Source organism: Caballeronia sp. Lep1P3 (assembly GCF_022879595.1).
Classification (GTDB): Bacteria; Pseudomonadota; Gammaproteobacteria; order Burkholderiales; family Burkholderiaceae; genus Caballeronia.
The window spans coordinates 19,705-38,406 of record NZ_CP084267.1; the positions used below are offsets into that span (position 1 = coordinate 19,705).

At 66.5% G+C, this 18,702-nt stretch carries 13 protein-coding genes; 5 read left to right on the top strand and 8 right to left on the bottom strand.

Features of this window, described 5'->3' with window-relative positions; translation table 11 throughout:
* Positions 1-5: 5 nt before the first annotated feature.
* Positions 6-803, bottom strand: a complete 798-nt coding sequence (locus LDZ27_RS20700) for an SDR family oxidoreductase (RefSeq protein ID WP_244817673.1) — start codon at positions 801-803, stop codon at positions 6-8.
* 101 nt (positions 804-904) lie between these two features.
* Positions 905-1,138, bottom strand: coding sequence for a hypothetical protein (locus LDZ27_RS20705; RefSeq protein ID WP_244817674.1), 234 nt, complete (start codon positions 1,136-1,138; stop codon positions 905-907).
* On the opposite strand from LDZ27_RS20705, the gene LDZ27_RS20710 reads away from it, so the two are divergent.
* The gene (locus LDZ27_RS20710; RefSeq protein WP_244817675.1) at positions 1,137-2,261 is read left to right on the top strand and encodes a formylglycine-generating enzyme family protein; all 1,125 of its coding nucleotides are present in this window, start codon (positions 1,137-1,139) and stop codon (positions 2,259-2,261) included. The genes LDZ27_RS20705 and LDZ27_RS20710 overlap by 2 nt on opposite strands.
* A 433-nt stretch (positions 2,262-2,694) precedes the next feature.
* Here LDZ27_RS20710 and LDZ27_RS20715 read toward each other — a convergent pair whose 3' ends face one another.
* The 5 genes from LDZ27_RS20715 to LDZ27_RS20735 form a co-directional block, all read right to left on the bottom strand.
* Positions 2,695-4,380, bottom strand: a complete 1,686-nt coding sequence (locus tag LDZ27_RS20715) for an AMP-binding protein (RefSeq protein ID WP_244817676.1) — start codon at positions 4,378-4,380, stop codon at positions 2,695-2,697.
* Between the two features lie 56 nt (positions 4,381-4,436).
* Complete coding sequence (locus LDZ27_RS20720) at positions 4,437-6,866, bottom strand: RND family transporter (RefSeq protein ID WP_370653481.1); 2,430 nt, start codon at positions 6,864-6,866, stop codon at positions 4,437-4,439.
* 29 nt (positions 6,867-6,895) lie between these two features.
* Positions 6,896-7,990 carry a YCF48-related protein gene (locus tag LDZ27_RS20725; RefSeq protein ID WP_244817678.1) on the bottom strand — a complete coding sequence of 365 codons (1,095 nt, stop codon included), beginning with the start codon at positions 7,988-7,990 and terminating at the stop codon, positions 6,896-6,898.
* Between the two features lie 78 nt (positions 7,991-8,068).
* The gene (locus LDZ27_RS20730; protein WP_244817679.1) at positions 8,069-9,445 is read right to left on the bottom strand and encodes a DUF1329 domain-containing protein; all 1,377 of its coding nucleotides are present in this window, start codon (positions 9,443-9,445) and stop codon (positions 8,069-8,071) included.
* 32 nt (positions 9,446-9,477) lie between these two features.
* Positions 9,478-11,235: a DUF1302 domain-containing protein gene (locus LDZ27_RS20735; protein WP_244817680.1), complete on the bottom strand. Its 1,758-nt coding sequence runs from the start codon at positions 11,233-11,235 to the stop codon at positions 9,478-9,480.
* A gap of 458 nt (positions 11,236-11,693) precedes the next feature.
* Here LDZ27_RS20735 and LDZ27_RS20740 point away from each other — a divergent pair, with 458 nt between their 5' ends.
* Complete coding sequence (locus tag LDZ27_RS20740) at positions 11,694-14,201, top strand: PAS domain S-box protein (protein ID WP_244817681.1); 2,508 nt, start codon at positions 11,694-11,696, stop codon at positions 14,199-14,201.
* A gap of 1 nt (position 14,202) precedes the next feature.
* On the opposite strand, the gene LDZ27_RS20745 is transcribed toward LDZ27_RS20740, so the two are convergent.
* Positions 14,203-14,976, bottom strand: coding sequence for a DeoR/GlpR family DNA-binding transcription regulator (locus LDZ27_RS20745; RefSeq protein ID WP_244817682.1), 774 nt, complete (start codon positions 14,974-14,976; stop codon positions 14,203-14,205).
* 279 nt (positions 14,977-15,255) lie between these two features.
* Between LDZ27_RS20745 and LDZ27_RS20750 the strand changes: the two genes are divergently transcribed.
* The 3 genes from LDZ27_RS20750 to pdxA are packed head-to-tail and all read left to right on the top strand — an operon-like array spanning position 15,256 to position 18,611.
* Positions 15,256-16,263, top strand: coding sequence for a 2-keto-3-deoxygluconate permease (locus LDZ27_RS20750; RefSeq protein ID WP_244817683.1), 1,008 nt, complete (start codon positions 15,256-15,258; stop codon positions 16,261-16,263).
* Entirely contained in the window at positions 16,260-17,552 is a 1,293-nt protein-coding gene (locus tag LDZ27_RS20755) for a four-carbon acid sugar kinase family protein (RefSeq protein ID WP_244817684.1), read from the top strand. The genes LDZ27_RS20750 and LDZ27_RS20755 overlap by 4 nt, the downstream gene beginning before the upstream one ends.
* Before the next feature lie 57 nt (positions 17,553-17,609).
* Positions 17,610-18,611 (top strand): 4-hydroxythreonine-4-phosphate dehydrogenase PdxA, encoded by a 1,002-nt coding sequence (gene pdxA / locus LDZ27_RS20760; RefSeq protein ID WP_244817685.1) that lies wholly within the window; start codon positions 17,610-17,612, stop codon positions 18,609-18,611.
* Positions 18,612-18,702 lie beyond the last annotated feature (91 nt).

An 18,702-nucleotide genomic window follows, 5' to 3' on the forward strand; every position in this document is an offset into this window, starting at 1 on the left:
AGCGATCACGCCACGACGCTCACGCCGCCGTCGATGGCGAGGATCTGCCCGGTGACGTGCTTGCCGGCATCGCTCGCGAAAAGCAGCGCTGCGCCTTTCAGGTCTTCGTCATCGCCGAGACGCCGCAGCGGAACGCGCGCGCACATGTTGTCGGCGCCCCAATGATCGATCGACTTCTGCGTCATCTTCGAGGGAAAGAAGCCCGGCGCGAGCGCGTTCACGGTGATGCCGTGCTCGCCCCACTCGCTCGCGAGCGCGCGCGTGAAGTTGACCACCGCACCCTTCGACGTGTTGTAGGCGATCGTCTTCATCGTTCCGGGCGCATTGCCCGCAAGGCCCGCAATCGACGCCACGTTGATGACGCGCCCGTAACGGCGGGGAATCATCGAGAGCTTGCCGATGCGCTGCGTCAGCAGGAAAAGCCCGCGCACGTTCAGGTTCATCAGCTTGTCCCACGCGTCGATCGGATGGTCTTCCGCCGGCGCGCCCCAGGTCATGCCCGCGTTGTTCACCAGAATGTCGACGCGCCCGAAAACAGCGAGCGTTTCGTCGGCGAGACGGACGATGTCAGCATCGCGGGCAGCGTCGGCGCAGAGATATTCGACATCGATGCCGCGCGCGAGAAGATGCGCCTTCGCCTCTTCCAGCTCGCCCGTCTTGCGCGCCGAAAGCATCACGCGCGCGCCTTGCTCGCCGAGCGCTTCGGCAAGCTGCAAGCCGAGTCCGCGCGAGCCGCCCGTGACGAGCGCGGTCTTCCCTTTCAGGTCGAAGAGTTCCCGAACCGTGCGTGTCGCTTCTCTCATGTTTGATCGAACGTAGTGTGAGGAATGCGGATCGATGCGCAGCATTCGCGATCGCGCGCTGCTCTTCGCGTGGCATGGCGTGCCATGGCAAGCCAAGTTAATCAGCTTTCGATCGGCTGCTCTCCCCTCATTTCGAGGGGGACGCGCTCACGCAAGACCCGTTCGTATTCGAGCGGCCGCCGCGGTTCTTCGCCCCTCGCTTCGGGGGGGGCATGCGCGCGGCCGCCGCTGCTAACCTCGTTCGCTACCGACAAGCGCAACGCCGCCGTTTCCGATGCGCGGATTTCGCGGACGTGACGCAGAACGCGAGCGATCGTCGCAAAGGGGATATCCATGAAGTCGTCGATTCGTCAAAGGCGCGCTGCGGGCGTCGCCGCGCTCGTCGTCGCGCTATCGGGCTCGGCGTTCGCCGCGTATCGCTATCACGAGCGCGGTCCCGCATTGCTCACGGTCGGAGACGGGCGCAGCGGCCCCGGCGACATGGTGTGGATTCCGGGCGGCACCTTCGCGATGGGCAGCGAATACGCGCACGCGCTCGCCAACGAGCGCCCCGCGCATCGGGTAAAGCTCGACGGCTACTGGATGGATCGCCACGACGTGACGAACGCCGATTTCACCCGATTCGTCGCCGCGACGGGATATGTCACCACCGCCGAGCGCAAGCCGCGCTGGGAAGACCTGCAGGCGCAGTTGCCCGCGGGCACGCCGCGCCCGCCGGACAGCGCGCTTACGCCCGGCGCGATGGTCTTCAAGGGAACGGATGCGCCCGTCGCGCTCGATGATTACTCGCGCTGGTGGGCGTTCGTGCCCGGCGCGAACTGGCGGCATCCGAAAGGCCCCGCGAGCAGTATCGTCGGCAAGGAGACGCATCCGGTCGTACAGGTGTCTTACGAAGATGCGCTCGCGTATGCGCGATGGGCGAAAAAGCGCCTTCCCACCGAAGCCGAATGGGAATACGCGGCGCGCGGCGGCCTCTCGCAAGCGGACTACGCATGGGGCACGCAGTTCGCGCCCGATGGCAAGAAGATGGCCAACACATGGGACGATCGCGCGCATCCGTTTCCCGTTACCGAAGAGCCCGCCCACGAGAAGGTACAGGTCGGAACGTCGGCGGTCGGTTCGTATGCGCCGAACGGCTACGGCCTCTACGACATGGCCGGCAATGTCTGGCAGTGGGTCGGTGACTGGTATCGCGCGGACGCATTCCGCGTTCAGGCGGCGAAGGGCCGCGTCATCGAGAATCCGGCCGGCCCGTCCGATAGCTTCGATCCGGACAACGGCCCCACCGCGTATGCGCCCGAACGCGTGACGCGCGGCGGCTCGTTTCTGTGCAGCGAGTCGTACTGCATGAGCTACCGCGTGAGCGCGCGGCGCGGCACCGATCCGTTGAACAGCATGTCCCATCTCGGCTTTCGCCTCGCGATGGACAACGCCGAATGGGAACGTCAGCATCGCTGAGCGCTTCCACCGAATCACGGTCCAGGCGTTCGCTGAGCGATCCCGTTCCATCCTCCTCGTAAGCTCGATCGCACAGGAGCGCATCAATGACCTTGCGCCCCGACTCCTCGATCCACTCGAGCCGCTTGCGCATGTCATCCTCGATGCTTTATGGCGTCCGAAATTGGAGCCGAGCCGCCAACCATCCAACCATAAGCCCGATACCCGCGCGCGCGAAAGAAGAGGCGCAACGGCGCGGTCGAAACATCGCTGGCGAGGAAGCCCGGCGACACCAGACCGCGCGACCGTCACCGCCGGGCGCGAGCTGCAAAGAGCGGAGCCATCGCGTAGAACGCCCCGAGTTCCCACATCGCGCGCATTCGGCGAGCAACAGATGCCCCGGCGACGGAGACGACGAGTCCGGCGGTGAGAACATGGACGCCATGCCAGGCGCTCATTCGTCCTCGACGACGACCGTCTGCCCCGAATCGGACCATTTGCCGGCGAGCGGCAGATAACGCGCTTCGATTGCGCCGCGGCGGATTTTCATCGTCGGAGTGAGCAGGCCGTTGTCGGCGGTCCACGCGTCCTTCACGAGCACGACGAAATCGAGTTTCTCGTGGTCCTCCAGACCCGCGTTCGCGCCGTCGAGCAGCGCCTGCATCTGCGTGCGCAGCGCTTCGCGCGCTGCCTCGTCGCCGAGTTCGGCGCGCGCGGCGGCGGCGACATGCAAGAGCGCGAACGGCTGCGCGTGGCCCGGCCCCGTCACGCAGACCGCTTCGACCTTCGCGTGATTCAGCCGGTTCTCGATGGCGGCAGGCGCGACGTACTTGCCCTTGCTCGTCTTGAAGATTTCCTTCACGCGACCGGTGATCCTGAGCCGCCCGATCTCGTCGAGCTCACCGCGATCGCCGGTGCGGAAAAAGCCGTCGGGCGTCGTGCTCTCGGCCGTCAGTTCGGGCTGCTTGTAGTAGCCGAGCATCATCGTCGGCCCTTTCAGCTGAATTTCTCCATCGACGATGCGGCATTCCACGCCCGGCATCGCCTGTCCGGAGTAGCCGGGCCGGACCAGCCCCGGCCGGCTGTAGTGGGAGTAGGAAAAGTTCTCCGTCATGCCGTAGACATCGAGCAATTCCAGCCCGAGCGCGCGATACCAGTCCGTGATGTACGACGGCAGCGGCGCGGAACCCGTGAACGCGAGCCGCGTGGCGTCGAGGCCGAGCATCGCGAGCACGTTTTTCTTGAGCACGCCGGCCTCGGGAGACGCCGTTTCGAGCAACGCCAGGTCCGCGGCGCTCAGGCGCGCGCACGCCGCCTGGTAGAACTTGGTCCAGAGGCGTGGCATGGATATGAAAACGGTCGGCCGGGCGCGCAACAGGTCTCGCGCGAAGCTCGCGAGGTTGTCGTTGAAGAACACGCGAAATCCGTAGCACAGCGAATTCGCCTCGACGAACGACCGCTCGGCCGTATGCGCGAGCGGCAGATAGGACAACACGCGATCGCGCGTGTCGTAGCCCGCGAATTCGCCGCTCTCCACCGCATACGCGTACATGGTGCCGAAACTGTGCATCACGCCTTTCGGCCAGCCCGTGCTGCCCGAGGTGTAGATGAGCGTCGCGAGTTCGCCCGGCTGCGGCACATGGACGTCGGCAAGCGGCGCGTGAGCGGCCATGATCGCGTCCCATTGCAGCGCACCCGCTATCGGCGGGGACATCGGCAAGCCGACGATGCGCACATGCGCCGGCACGATGCCTCGAATGCTTTCGCTGTTGTCCGCCTTGCCGTCGAGCTTGCCGACGAGCAGCAACCGGACATCGCTATGTTCGATGATGTAACGCGCCGTCTGCGCACTGATGCCCGGATAGAGCGGCACCGACACATGGCCCGCGAGCCAGATCGCGAGATCGGCGATGATCCAGTGCGCGCTGTTCTTTCCGACGATCGAAATGGCGCTGCGCGGCGCGAGATCCTGCGCGCGCAGCCACGCGGCCAGGGTCCGCGCCTGCCGCCCCACTTCGCGCCAGGTGTAATCGACGGTCTCCCCCTGAGGCGATGTCTCGGTCAGATAGATGGCATCCGGCTGTGCGTTTTCCCAATGCAGGAACCGGTGGACCAGCGTGCTCGAATATTTGTCTCTCATGGCTATCTCTCTTATAGGCGTATCTTGCAGCACCGGAAGGTGTCGATCCGGGTCGATCAGTGCGGCTCCTGCACCATATCGGCGTCGGCGATGGTGCGCTTTGCCCGCGTCGATGTCTTCGGGCCCAGCAGGAAATGCGACAACGCGGGAATCAGCACCAGCGCGCCGACCATGTTCCACACGAACATGAACGTGAGCAGGATGCCCATGTCCGCCTGAAACTTGATCGGCGACCATACCCACGTCACGACCGCCGACGCGAGCGTGACGCCGATGAGCGCGATCACCTTGCCGGTGAATTTGAGCGCTTCGGCATACGCCTCGGTCAGCGAGCGCCCCTGCCGCTGCAGCGACAACTGCACGCTCACGAGGTACAACGCGTAGTCCACGCCGATACCGACGCCGAGCGCCGTCACCGGCAAGGTCGCCACCTTGACGCCGATGCCGAGCGCGACCATCAGCGCTTCGCAGAGTATCGACGTGATGACGAGCGGCACCACGGCCACGACGACCGCGCGCCAGTCGCGAAACGTCACGAAGCACAGCACGACGACCGCCGCGTACACGAGCAACAGCATAGTGCGATTGGCCTTCTCCACCGCGATGTTGGTGGCTGCCTCGATGCCGGCGCTGCCCGCCGCGAGAAGGAACTGCCGGTCCGCGCCGCCGTGTCTCGCGGAGAAATCTTCGACGGCCTTGACGACGCGCGTGAGCGTCTCCGCCTTGTGGTCCGACAGGAACGCGATCACCGGCGCGACGGCGTGCGTCCCGTCGATGAGTTCCGGGTTCGCCACCGCCGCGTTGTTCACCGCTTCGGTCGTGACGGCGGGATCGCGGGAGAGCGTCATCCAGCGCGGATCGCCCTCGAAGCCCGCTGCCGTGTTGCGGCGCGCGAGGCCGCTGATGGATAGCGTCGTCTGAACGCCCGGCAGCTCGCGCAATTCCTGTTCGAGATCGTCCATTTCGACGAGCGTCGCAAAGTCCGTGATGCGACCGGGCGGCGTCTTCGTGATGACGGCCAGTTGATCGGTCGAGAGGCTGTAATGCCCGGTGATATAGGCGTTATCGCGGTTATACACCGAGTCCGGACGCAGTTCGGGCGCGCCCGGATCGAGGTCGCCGATCTTCAGATGCTGCCCGGCAACGAGGCCGCCTGCCGTCAGGAGCGCCGCGCACAGGACGGCCGCCGTCGCCCACGAGCGCCGCGTGAACGGCGTGAGAAGGCGCACGAACGGATGGTCGTCATCGGAGCGCAGGCTGCGCGCCGCCGCCGACGGATTGACGCCGAGGTACGACAGCAGCACCGGCAGCAGCACGAGATTGGTGAAGATGAGCACGGCCACGCCGAGACTCGCCGACAACGCGAGGCCGCGAATCACCGGAATGTCGATCAGCATCAGCACCGCGAAGCCGACCGCATCGGCGAGCAGCGCGGTGAAGCCCGCGAGGAACAGGCGCCTGAACGTGTAGCGCGCGGCGACATAGCGATCCGTGCCGCGCCCGATGTCCTGCATGACGCCGTTCATCTTCTGCGCGCCGTGCGACACGCCGATCGCAAAAATCAGGAACGGCACGAGGATCGAATACGGATCGAGGTCCACGGCGAGCAGATGCACGAGTCCGAGCTGCCACACCACGGCAAAGAGCGAGCAGCAGACCACGAGCGACGTGCTGCGCAGGCACCGCGTATAAGCGAAGATCACGGCCGCCGCGATCGCCGCGGCAATGGCGAAGTACAACATCACCTGCATGAGGCCCTGGATCAGATCGCCGACGAGCTGCGCGAAGCCGATCACATGAACGCGCACGTTCGGGTCCGCCGCGTACTGCTCGCGAATCTGCTCGATCGCATCGCGCACGGCGCGCGCATCGACGGGGCGGTTCGTGTCGGCGTAGTGATCGAGCAGCGGCGCGAAGATCATGCTCGAGCGCTGATCGTTGCCGATGAGCGAACCCGAAAGGCCCGCGCGCGCCGCATTCGTTCGCAGTTGCGCGATGCTCGCCGCCGACCCGTCGTAGTCGTCCGGCATCACCGGCCCGCCGCGAAAGCCTTCTTCCGTGACTTCGGTCCATCGCACGACGGGCATCCAGAGCGACTTCACGAACGAACGGTCCACGCCGGGAATCACATAGATGCGGTCGTTGATGTCGCGCAGCGTTTTGAGAAAACGCGGGTCGTAGATATCGCCGTTGACGTTTTCGACGACGACGCGCACCGAGTTGCCGAGTCCGCGCAGCGAATCGATATTGGCCAGATAGTTGCGGATGAACGGGCTCGAGCGCGGCATCATTCGTTCGTAGCTCGCGCTGACGCTGCAATGCGCGGCGAACCATCCGAGGATGAGCGTGAGCGCCGCGCAGATCGCGACGATCCAGCGGCGGTGATTGAAGATGCCGCGCTCCAGCCACGAACCCGATGCGGCATCGAAGTCCGCGCGGTCGCGGATGACCGGCATCGCGTCGGCGCGGCTCTCGTCTTTGGACATAGCCATGTTGATTGTTCCGGGGCAAACGGTTACGGAAGCTCGACGGCGCGCACGCCATCGAGCCCGGTGAGCACGAGTTCATCGCTGGAAACCGGCTGCACGCCGGTCGCCGGGACCGGCCGGCCGCCCTTGACGAGCGCGACGCGGCGCGCGTCGCTGTCGGCGATCGCGATTTCGCCCGCCGCCGTCACGAGCACGAACGCGTGGCGCTCCGGCACGTAGACCGCGCTCGTCACGAGGCCATGCAAGGGACTGTCGATGCGCGTCCAGCTCGCGCCGTGATCGGCGCTCCGGTACAGCGTGCCCTTGAGCCCGTAGGCGATGAGCGCCTCGTCGTGACCCGCGACACCGAAGAGACTGCCCGCATAGCCCGTCGGGACGGCGCGGAACGTGCCCGAACCGCGATCCAGCCTGAACACCGTGCCGCGCTCGCCGGCGATGAAGACCTCGCCCGCCGCTTCGCCGATGCCCTGCAGATGCAGAAAGCCGGGGTTATCGACGAGTTCGAGGGCGGGCATCCACGTCTTGCCGCCATCGCCGGTGGCGATCGCGAGGCCGAACGGCCCCACCGCGATGCCATGCTGCGTGTCCTTGAACCACACGCCCAGAAGCGGCAAGGAAGGACCCGCTTTGTAGTTCAGCGTCAACTGGTCGAGATACGGCTGAAGGTTGGTCTGCCCGGCGGCGATGCGCGCGCGGTAATCGTCGATCAGCGCCTTCGCCGCCATGCGCCCGTCGAACTGCCTGGCCCAGGTGCGCCCTCCATCGGCGGTGTGAAGGATGACGCCGTCGTGTCCGACCGCCCATCCTTCGCGCGCGGACGGAAAGCACGATGCGAGCAGATCGCTGCGAACCGGCGATGCGGTCTGCGTCCACGTCTTGCCTTCGTCGTCCGACGTTACGATCAGCCCGCGCATGCCGACCGCGACGAGCCGTTTTCCCGCGCGCGATACCGACATCAGCGGCCGTTCCGCCGCGTTCCGATAAAGCACCGCACTCGCGTCGAGCGGATCCACGAACGGAGCGGCTTGCGCCCCTGCCGCCCCTGCCGCCCACGCCCCCGTTGCCAGCGCCGCCACCATCACGCCGCTGCAAGCCAGGCTTGCGTACTTTCGATGAACCATTGCTGCCCTCGCCAATCGCATCCTGGTTGACTGCGCTTGCAGGCGGCGTTTTCGATCACGCCGCCGCCCTGCATCGCATCAGCGAAGCCCCGTTCCCGCCATGCCGGCCGGCGTGAAGAGGTTCGGCTTCTCGAGCTTGTCCGACACGCGCAGCGTCGGGTTGCCGCGCGAGCTGCCCGTGAAGAACGAGAAGTAATTGCCCTTCTGCAGGTCGTAGAACGAGTTGGCGCTGATAAAGACGCCGCCCGAACCGTCGTAGTAGTTGATCGGATAGTCGAGGCCCACGCGCCAGAGCTTGCCGTCGTGTCCGTAGCCATCGGCTTCCATGAGCGTCCAGCCGTCTTCATCCACGAAGAACACGCGCTTCGAATACGCGTGACGCGCGCCCGGCTTGAGCGTCGCCTCGACGACCCAGACGCGGTGACGCTCCCAGCGCAGCGCATCGGGCTTGATGTGCTTCGGGCCGAATACGTCGTCCACCGGCAACTGCGAGTAGCGATAGTTGTTGTACGGAACGATGATCTGCTTCTTGCCGATCAGCTTGAAATCGAACTTGTCCATGCGGCCGGCGAAGAGCTTCGCTTCGTCCCAGAAGAGCACGCCGCCATAGGCTGCCGTCGGCGTGTCGTACTTGAAGTCGGGCGCCATCCGCACGCGGCGCTGCGCCGGGAAATACGCCCAACTGACCTGATCGGTGTCCGAATAGTTGATGGAATAGTCCACGAGGTTGGACGTGCCCGCCTGCGTCGGCGGCGTGAGCAGCGTGAGCCACATGCGATCGTGCGGACCCTTGAACGCGCCGCCTGCGTTGCGCTGGTCGTAGTACGGCTTGTACTCGATCACGTTCATCACCGGCAGCTCGGTGCGCCCGCCGGACGTATCGACGAGATACGCGCCCACGTTCTGCGCTTCGTACTGTGTGCGCTGATAGCTCAGCTGCGCATTCCACATGACCTCGTAGCCGTTCTTCGGAATCGGGAACGGAATGCCGCCGAACGCGCCTTCGACGCCGTCGCCCTCGACCTTGCCGACGAGCTTCGCGCTGGTCGCGTTCTGGAGCGTGTTGTCGAGAACCCATTTCGGGTAGTGCATCGTCCGGTGCGTCGGATACACGTCCACGCGATATTCCGGGAACCGCTGCAGGAGCGCCTGCACGCCCGGCGTCAACTGGTCCGCATACTGCCCCATGTTGGACGCCGTGATGCCCACGACAGGCTTCTCGTTCTTGAACGGGTCCGGCCATACGCCGCTGCCCGGCGTGAAATCGGCGGGCGGCTTCGTGAGGCCTCCCGAGTACTCGGGGATCGCGCCATCGCTACTGCCGGCCTTTTCCGCGCCGAAAGCGGTGAGCGTCGTGCCGAGCTGCTTGGCTTCGTCGGCGGATACGGCTGCGAACGCGCCCGCCGCATGCGCGGTGACGACGCCCGCCGCCAGCAATTGAAACAGGATTTTCATGTACGTGTCTCCTATCGTTTTGGAAGTCGGTGTCAGAACCACGATTGAACCGTCAATGAAACCCACGGGCGATCGTTGAGATCGAAGAGCCCGTTGCCGCCCGAGGCATACGACAAGCCGCTCGGCGTCCGGGCCAGCGTGTTCACATGCGCGTGGTAGCCGTTGTAGGCGAGCGTGACGGTGGCTTTCTGGCGCACCAGCGCCTGAAGGCCAATCGAATAGGTGAAGAAGCCCTGGCCCGCCGCCGACGAGCCGGGGTTCTGCGGGTTGTTCCCGTAGAGGCCGACCGTCATGGAAGTGGGCATGCTCAGATCGACGCCGGGCATGACCTGGAGCCATTGCGGCGTGAAGACGAAGCCCGCGCCGACGTAATCCTTCGTCGAGCAGCCGTTCCACTTGTTGCCGCTCGGACAGCCGCCGTAGCCGACGCCGTTGTAGATGGCTCCGTTCTTGTCGACCGACAGCAGATGCGAATACGACAGTTCGGCGACGAGCGATCCCGTCTGCCAGAGCGGGCTGCTCGACAGCGGAACGATGGCGTTCGCGATCATGTTCAGCACGTCGCCGGTGGCGCCTTCCGTCTGCGTCGCGATGTTGGGGCTCAACGCCGTATTGAGCGCGGTATTGCGCCGCCACGACACTTCGAAGCCGGTCGCGACGCTGCCGATGGTCGTATCGAGGCTATAGCCGAAGAGTTGCGCGCCGCGGTTATAGGCGAGGTGATAGTTGGTCGGAACGCCACGCGCCCAGTCGGTGAGCACCCACGGCTGCGATTCGTCGAAGCGGCGGAAGTAGAAGCCCATCTGCCCGTTCATGAAGCTCGGTGTCCAGCCGAGCTTGATGCCGAAGTTGTTATCGACCTGCGGCGGCGTGAGCGACGGCCCCTGCGGAATGAACACCGGCACATAGCCGCCCGGCCTGCCGATGACGGCGCCCGGCAGCGTCGCCGCGAGAAGGCCGGACGGACCTTGCGCGATGGCGTCGTTGGCCTGCAGGTACGTGCCGCCCGTGGCGAGGCGGTTATAGGTCCATCCGAGCGCGTATTGGCCCGACACCGACACCTCGGGCGTCACTTGCGCCGTGAGGCTCACCTGCGGACGCGGCAGCAGCAGTTCCTTCGTCTGCGTGCCGGGCGAGTTCAAGCCCTTGATGCTGTCGAGCGCGCCCTGCGCGACCGAGATGCCCGAGAACGGAAAGAGCAGCGAGTTGCCCCAGTATTCGGTGAACTGGCCGGCCTTGAGATAGAACGCCTTGCCGCCGACATCCGAGTTGAGGAACGCGAAGCCGTCGAGCAACTGCGCGCCCTGCACGTAGTAGCGATCCGTGAACGAGCCGTAATGCCCGTTTGGATAGGAGCCGATGGCCCGGTACGGCACGGCCGGCAGCCCGCCGCCCGCCGGCGCGAAGACGCCGGGGTTCGTCACGTCGCCGCTGCCATACGCGAAGTCCTTCCACGCCGAGCCGGACAGCTTGAAGCCCACGAATCCCTTGTAGGCCGCGCTGAACTCGGAGACGAGCGCGACGCGGTTCGTCACGATATCGCCCGCGTGGCGGAACTTGTAGTCGCCATCGTCGAAGTTCGGGTTGTTGCCGATCATCGGGTCGATGCCCTGCGTGCGCATGCCGATGTTGTACGTGACGGTGTTGTCCCAGTTCACGTCCCAGTCGGTGGATGGCGTGCTGATCTTGAAAGCGTGGGCGTTCGACGTGACAGCCGCCGAAACGAGCCCCGCGAGTATCGTGAGGCGCGGCCGGCGTCGTGCTGTTGCGCATGAAATGCGGTGCATCATGTCCCTTGTCTCCTCCGTTATGGCCAGCAACGCATCCCATGCACGCCTAACTAATCCGGCCTCCGCCTTCCATCGCGTCCCCGCCTTCGAACGTGACGGGGCAGTGCGTGGGCGTCGGCCTTTCCCGCTTCGCGCGTCGCTCGCTCTGTGAATTGCTGGCTCAAGGTTGCCAGCACGTCCACCCCTCTCCGCCCCCTAGAAAAGAGGGGGTTGGGGTTTGCCCGAGGTGGGGCACGGCGCGTCGGGCATCGGCAGGAAGGAGAACGAAAGTTACCGGGCGTGGCAGCGGCAGATGGGCACTTTTTACTGTCGGTTCGCCGCCAAATCAGCAGACTTAAGCGCCCTTTTGCAAACGTTTGCGGCTCTTTTGTGTTCCAATTGATGCCACTTCGAACCGCCGATAGGCCGATTTTTTTGCGCGCAGCAGGTGCGCGCTCCATCGATGGAACACAAGGGCTATGTGCTTTCAGTACGAGGCTTCGGCATCCGACAAGGACTTCAGGGGCGACCATAAACGCCAGGCGCATTTCCAGCGGTGGTTCGCGACCTTCGCGAGTCTCGCCCATTCGAAGCTGCCGCTTCCCGACTACCTGCAGAAAGTGACCGATACGCTTCGCGAGGTCGCGGGCGTCGCCTCCACCGTGATCGAATGGATCGAGGGCGACGAGCTCGTCTACCGCGCGGCGAGCGGCGCGGCGGCGCGTCACGTCGGCACGCGGCTGCCGAGCGCAGGCAGTCTGTCGGGCCTGTGCATCACGCGGCAGCAGGCGCTCGTGAGCCGCAATACCGCCACCGATCACCGCGTGGACCGCGCCGCGTGCCAGGCGGTCGGCGCGATCTCGATGGTCGTCGCGCCCGTCGTCTACGAGGGCCGCTCGGTCGCGGTGCTCAAATTCATCTCCGGCCAGCCGGACCAGTTCGGCCAGTCGGACATCGGCATCCTCAACGCGTTCTGCGCGTGCATCGCGGAAACCATCGCGCGCGAGGAAATCGCGCAGGAGAACCGGCAGCTCGTCGAACGCAACGCGAGCGTGAGCGCCAATCTGAGCGTGGAATCGTCGCTGCGCGTTGAGTACGAGAAAAAGCTCGCCGATGCCATGCGCCGCCGCCGCACGGTGCTCGACAACGCGCACGTCGCTTTCCTGTCGATGGACGAAGCCGGCATGATCGTCGACTGGAACGAGGCCGCCGTGACGCTCTTCGGCTGGCGCGCGCACGAGGCGGTGAACCGCGAACTCGCCGATCTCATCGTCCCCGAGCGCTTTCGCGACGCGCATCGCGCCGGGCTCACGCGCTATCTCGCAACGGGCGAGGCGCGCATCATCAACACGCGCACGGAGTTTCCCGCCCAAAAACGCGACGGCACCGAATTCGCCGCCGAACTGACGATCAGCGAAGTCTGGTTCGACGGCCAGCGCGAATTCGCCTGCTTCATCTACGACATCACGGACCGGCTGCGCGCCACCGAGGCGAACCAGCGCCTGCGTCTTTTGATCGATTCGGTCAGCGACTACGCCATCTGCATGCTGGATCAGCACGGCGTCGTGCGCTCGTGGAACGACGGCGCCCGCGCGCTCTACGGCTACACCGCGGACGAAGCGATCGGCCGGCATTTCGCGCTCTTTTATTCGGCCGACGAACTGGGCCGCGACCGCCCCGGCGACGACCTGCGCCGCGCGAGCGAGCAAGGGCGCGTGGAGCACGAGGACTGGCGCGTGCGCAAGGACGGCTCGGAGTTTCGCGGGCACGTCATCCTGAGCGCGCTGCCGTCCAGCCACGGCCACGAGCAGGATTTCGTCGCGATCACGCGCGACATGACCACGCGCCGCCGCCTCGAAGAACTGGAGGCGTCGAGCCGGCGCATGAACGAATTTCTCGCGCTGCTCGGCCATGAACTGCGCAATCCGCTCGCGCCCATCCGCAACGCGGTCAGCATCCTGAAGCTCAAGGCGTCCGACGACGCCGACGTGATCCGCAGCCGCCAGATCGTCGACCGGCAGCTCGCGCATCTCACGAAGCTCGTGGACGATTTGCTCGAAGCCGGCCGCGTCAGTTCGGGCAAGATTCGCCTGTCGACCGAAATCGTCGATCTCGCGGATGTCGTGCACCTCTCCGTGGAAGCGAGCCAGCCGTGGTTCGACGCGCGCGGGCAGCGCCTCGTCGTCGAGGACGGCGGCAAGCGCGTTCACGTCAACGGCGACCCGACGCGACTCGTGCAGGCGCTCAACAACCTGCTCAACAACGCATCGAAGTTCAGTCCGCCCGGCTCGACGGTCACGCTCGAAGTCGGTCCGCGCGGCGGCACGGCGATGGTCCGCGTGATCGATCAGGGCCGCGGCATTTCCGCCGATGCGCTCGGCACCGTGTTCGACCTCTTCGTGCAGGAACATCCGCCGGGCGCGCATCTGGACGAAGGCGGCCTGGGCATCGGCCTCACGCTCGTGCGGGCCATCGCGGAACTGCACGGCGGGCGCGTGGAGGCGAAAAGCGACGGTGCGGGCCGTGGCAGTGCGTTCACGCTCTGGCTGCCGCTCGCGCAAGCGCCCTCGCAGGGCGCGTCGAAGCCCGCGCAGCCGGGCGCGTCGGCAAGCCGGCGACTGGACGTGCTCGTCGTGGACGACAACCGCGACTCCGCCGACAGCATGACGCTGCTCGTGGACATGCTCGGGCACGCGGCGCGCGCGGCCTACGACGGCGAAGAGGCGCTCAGTCTCTTCGACGCGAGACGCCCGCGCGTCGTGCTGCTCGACTTGTCGATGCCCGGGCTCACGGGCTTCGACGTGATCCGCGCGATCCGCGAGCAGGTGACGCACGACGGCGGCAGACACGTGATCGTCGCCGCGATGACGGGCCTGGGTTCGGACGAAGACATCGCCCGCACGCGCGCCGCCGGCTTCGACGCGCATCTCGTGAAACCCGTCGATCTCGACGAAGTGGAAGCGGTGCTCGCGCTCGCGGACAGATGATTCAGCGCGCGTCCGACGGCGCGCGCTCAACCGTCACGTTGCCGCGCCGCGTGAAGCGCTCTAAGGCGTCGTTGTCGGCGAGCGCATCGGTGACGAGCGTCCAGTCGCGTTCGAGCGGCGTCCAGTGCTGCTGGCTCGCGCGCCCGAGCTTCTCGGACGTCACGAGCACGAAGACGCTCGCCGCCTGCGCGACGATGCACTCCTTCAGGAACGCCTGTTCCGCGGTCGCCTCGCACAGCCCGCGCCCCGCGACGACGCCGTCCGCGCCGAGAAACGCCTTGTCGAACGTGAGCCGTGAGAGCGCGATCTGCGCGATCGGCCCGAGCGTGCTCATGCTCGATGGCCGCACGTCGCCGCCGATCAGCGTCACGCGCACGTTCGCCGACGCGAGCGCGCTCACGGCGAGCAGATTGTTCGTGACCACCTGCACGCGCTCGCGCCCGGCGAGGCAGCGGGCGAGCGCGGCGGTCGTCGTGCCGCCGTCGAGAAAGAGCGTGTCGCCGTCCTGCACATAGCGCGCCGCCGCGCGCCCGATCGCTTCCTTCTGCTCCCGAAAACTCTCGCGCCGCGTGTCCAGCGATTCCTCCGGCTCATGCGCGCCCACCGACGCCGCGCCGCCATACGTGCGCACGATGCGCCGTTCGTCGGCGAGCGCACGCAGGTCGCGCCGCACCGTCGCCTCCGACATGCCGAAGTGTTCGCAGAGCGCGGCGACATCGTTCATGCCCGACAGCACGGCCTTGAGCATGGCTTCCCGGCGTTTCTCGACTTTCATGCGGCTCCTCTGGTTGACGCGTTCGCAGGCCCCGGCGGGGGCCGCCAGTGTATCGAATGCGCGCGCGGGCCCGGGCGCAATCAATGCTCGATAGTCGACGAGGGTCATTCCGCGCAGTTGACCGTTTCGATCATTCGTCATGACGGTGCTGCACGATCCGATCAGTGTTTACGCGCACACAGGCGCAATTGCGCGCGCTTCGATCAAACGATACACTGCGATTGATCGAACCGATCACTTTATGATCGAATCACACAAGAATCTCTCCTGGAGACACGAATGGCCCAGATTCCAATCAAGCGCGCGGTAGAGCGCGTACCCGGCGGCATGATGATCGTTCCGCTCCTGATCGGCTCGCTCATCGCGACATTCCTGCCGGGCATGCCGAAGTTCTTCGGCTCGTTCACGAGCGCGCTGTTCACCGGCGCGCTGCCGATTCTCGCCGTGTTCTATGTCTGCATGGGCGCGGGCATCGACGTGAAAGCCACGCCGTATCTGCTCAAGAAGGGCGGCGCGCTCTTCCTCACCAAAGTCGGCATGGCGATTCTCGCGGGCGTCGTGCTCGGCCACTTTCTCGGCGAGCAGCCGATCAACTCCGGCATGTTCGCGGGCATTTCGACGCTCGCCGTCGTCGCCGCGATGAACGACACCAACGGCGGTCTCTACATGGCGCTGATGGGCCAGTACGGGCGCTCGGAAGACGTCGGCGCGTACACGATCATGTCGCTCGAATCCGGTCCGTTCCTCACGATGGTCACGCTCGGCGTCGCGGGCCTGTCGGCGTTTCCGTGGCCGACGCTCGTCGGCAGCATCCTGCCGCTCGCCATCGGCATGCTGCTCGGCAACCTCGACCGCGAAATGCGCGACTTTCTGGGCCGTGCGGTGCCGGTGATGATTCCGTTCTTCGCGCTCGCACTCGGCGCGAGCCTCGACCTGCACAAGGTCTGGCAGGCGGGCCTGCTCGGTATCGGCCTCGGTCTCGCGGTCGTCGTCGTGACGGGCATTCCGCTCTTTCTCGCGGACCGTCTGACGGGCGGCACGGGCGTCGCGGGCGCGGCGGCGGCGAATACGGCGGGCAATGCGGCGGCGGTTCCGGCGCTCATCGCGGCGGCCAATCCAGTGTACGAAGCCGCCGCGAAGTCGGCGACGCTGCTCGTCGCGGCCTGCGTCGTGGTGACGGCCATCGTCACGCCGATCGTGACCGCCGCCATCGCGAAACGCGTCAACAAGCCAGGCGATGCGCCCGCCCCGGCCGGCGCGGCGCAAAAGCGCGGAGCGGCGCGATGAGCGACAAAGCCACGAGCATGCTGATCGTCGCCGACGACCTCTCGGGCGCCGCCGACTGCGCAATCGCGTTCGCGGCGGCGGGCCGCAAGACCGTCGTCACGCTAGACGCGTCCGCACCTGACAACGCCATCGTGATCGCCGCCGACACGGACACGCGCCGCCTCTCGCCCGCCGACGCCGCCGCGCGCGTCGCCGAGGTATGGCAGACGCTCTGCGCGCCCGGCCGCCGTCTCTACAAGAAAATCGATTCGACGCTGCGCGGCAACTGGACCGCCGAAGTCGCGGCGCTCGCGCGTCTCGCCGGCCCGGCGATCGTCGCGCCCGCGTTCCCCGCGACGGGCCGCACGGTGCGCGACGGCGGCGTGTTCGTGCATGGCGTGCCGCTCGATCAGACCGAGACGTGGCAACTCGAACACGCGGGCCGCGAAGCCGGCCTCGCGCCGATGCTTCAGGCAGCGGGCCTTTCGACTTCGCACGTCGCGCTGGATACGCTGCGCGGCGCGCCGCAGACGCTTGCCGCGACCATCGCGGCGGCGGCTTCGGACGGCGTGGGGGCGCTCATCGTCGATGCCGAAACCAGCGACGATCTCGCGTCGCTCGCGCGCATCACCGCATCGCTCGATACGCCGTTTTTCTGGGTCGGCTCGGGCGGTCTCGCGCGCGAACTCGCGGCGCTGCCCGATCTCTTCGCCACGCCGGCGTCGTCGGCTGCGCGCCTGCCTTCCGCGGATGTCGCGCACGGGCCGGTGCTCGCGCTCGTCGGCAGTCTCTCGGCGGTGTCGGAGCGGCAATGCGCGATGCTGCGCAGCGAGGCCGGCATAGTCGAGTTGATCGTGCCGCCCGCCGTGCTGCGCGATGGCGCGCGTCACGAAAGCTGGCAAGCGTGGGGCGACGACATCGGCGAGCGGCTGCGCGGCGGGCACGACCTGATCGTGCGAATCGGCCGCGACGACGCGTTCGATCCGTCCGAAGGCGCGCGCCTCTCGAATGCGCTCGCCGCACTCGTCGCGCCGCACTTCGGCGCGCTCGGCGGGCTGATCGCGACCGGCGGCGAAACCGCCCGCGCGATGCTCGCGGCGGCGAACGTCGGGAGCCTCGAACTCGTGCGCGAGATCGAGGCGGGCGTGGCGCTCGGGCGCGCGAGCGCATCGGACGCGGCGGGCGGCGCGGCCATCGTCACGAAAGCCGGCGCCTTCGGCAGCGAACACGCGCTCTACGGCGCGTACCGCCATCTGCGCGGACTGCCGAACGAAACTCTGCAGACGAGCATGCAAACCAGCGCCCGCTAACGAACACAACGGAACACAACGCGGACCACGCGAAACCCTCAACATCAACGAACCATCATGACCAACTATCTTCCCGTAATCGGCATCACGATGGGCGACGCGAGCGGCGTGGGCCCGGAAATCGTCGTCAAGAGCCTCGCGCACGCCACGGTGTACGCGCAGTGCCGCCCGCTCGTGATCGGCGATGCCAAGCGTCTCGAGCGCGCCATCGAGATCACCGGCGTGAAGGCGACAGTGCGGCGCGTGAAGGACGCCTCCGAAGCGCGCTACGAACCGGGCGCGATCGACTGCATCGACCTCGGGCTGATTCCCGACGATCTGCCGTTCGGCCAGCTTTCCGCCGTCGCGGGCGACGCCGCGTATCAGTACATTGCGCGCGCCGTCGAACTCGCGCAGGCGAACCAGATCGACGCGATCTGCACCGCGCCGCTCAACAAGGAAGCGCTGCACGCGGGCGGCCACAAGTTCCCGGGCCACACGGAGATGCTCGCGCATCTCACGGGCGTCGACGAAGTGTCGATGATGCTCGTCGCGCCCAAGCTGCGCGTGATTCACGTGACGACGCATATCGGCATCATCGACGCGATCCGCAAGATCGAGCCGGGCCTCGTTCAGCGCACGATCGAGCGCGGCAACGCGACGCTCGTGAAGGCGGGCATCGCGAAGCCGCGCATCGGCGTGTGCGGCATCAATCCGCATGCGGGCGAGAACGGGCTTTTCGGCTACGGCGAGGAAGAAGAGAAGATCATTCCGGCGGTGAAGGCGCTGCAGGAGCAAGGGCTGGACGTGACCGGCCCGCTGCCCGCCGATACGCTTTTTTATCGCGCGGGGCGCGGCGACTTCGATCTCGTCGTCGCGATGTATCACGATCAGGGCCACGGCCCGGTGAAGGTGCTCGGGCTGGAAGCGGGCGTCAACGTGACGGTCGGGCTAGACGTGATCCGCACGTCGGTGGATCACGGCACCGCGTTCGACATCGCCGGCAAGGGCATCGCCGATGAAGGCAGCCTGCTCGAAGCGCTGCGCCAGGGCGCGGAACTGGCGACGCGGCGCGGCTGAACGCAAAGTGTCACGGTGACGTGAGCCGGACTTGATCCGGGAAAACATCGCGAATCGGCGCGACAATGGCGCGTCCCCCTCGCGCCATCTT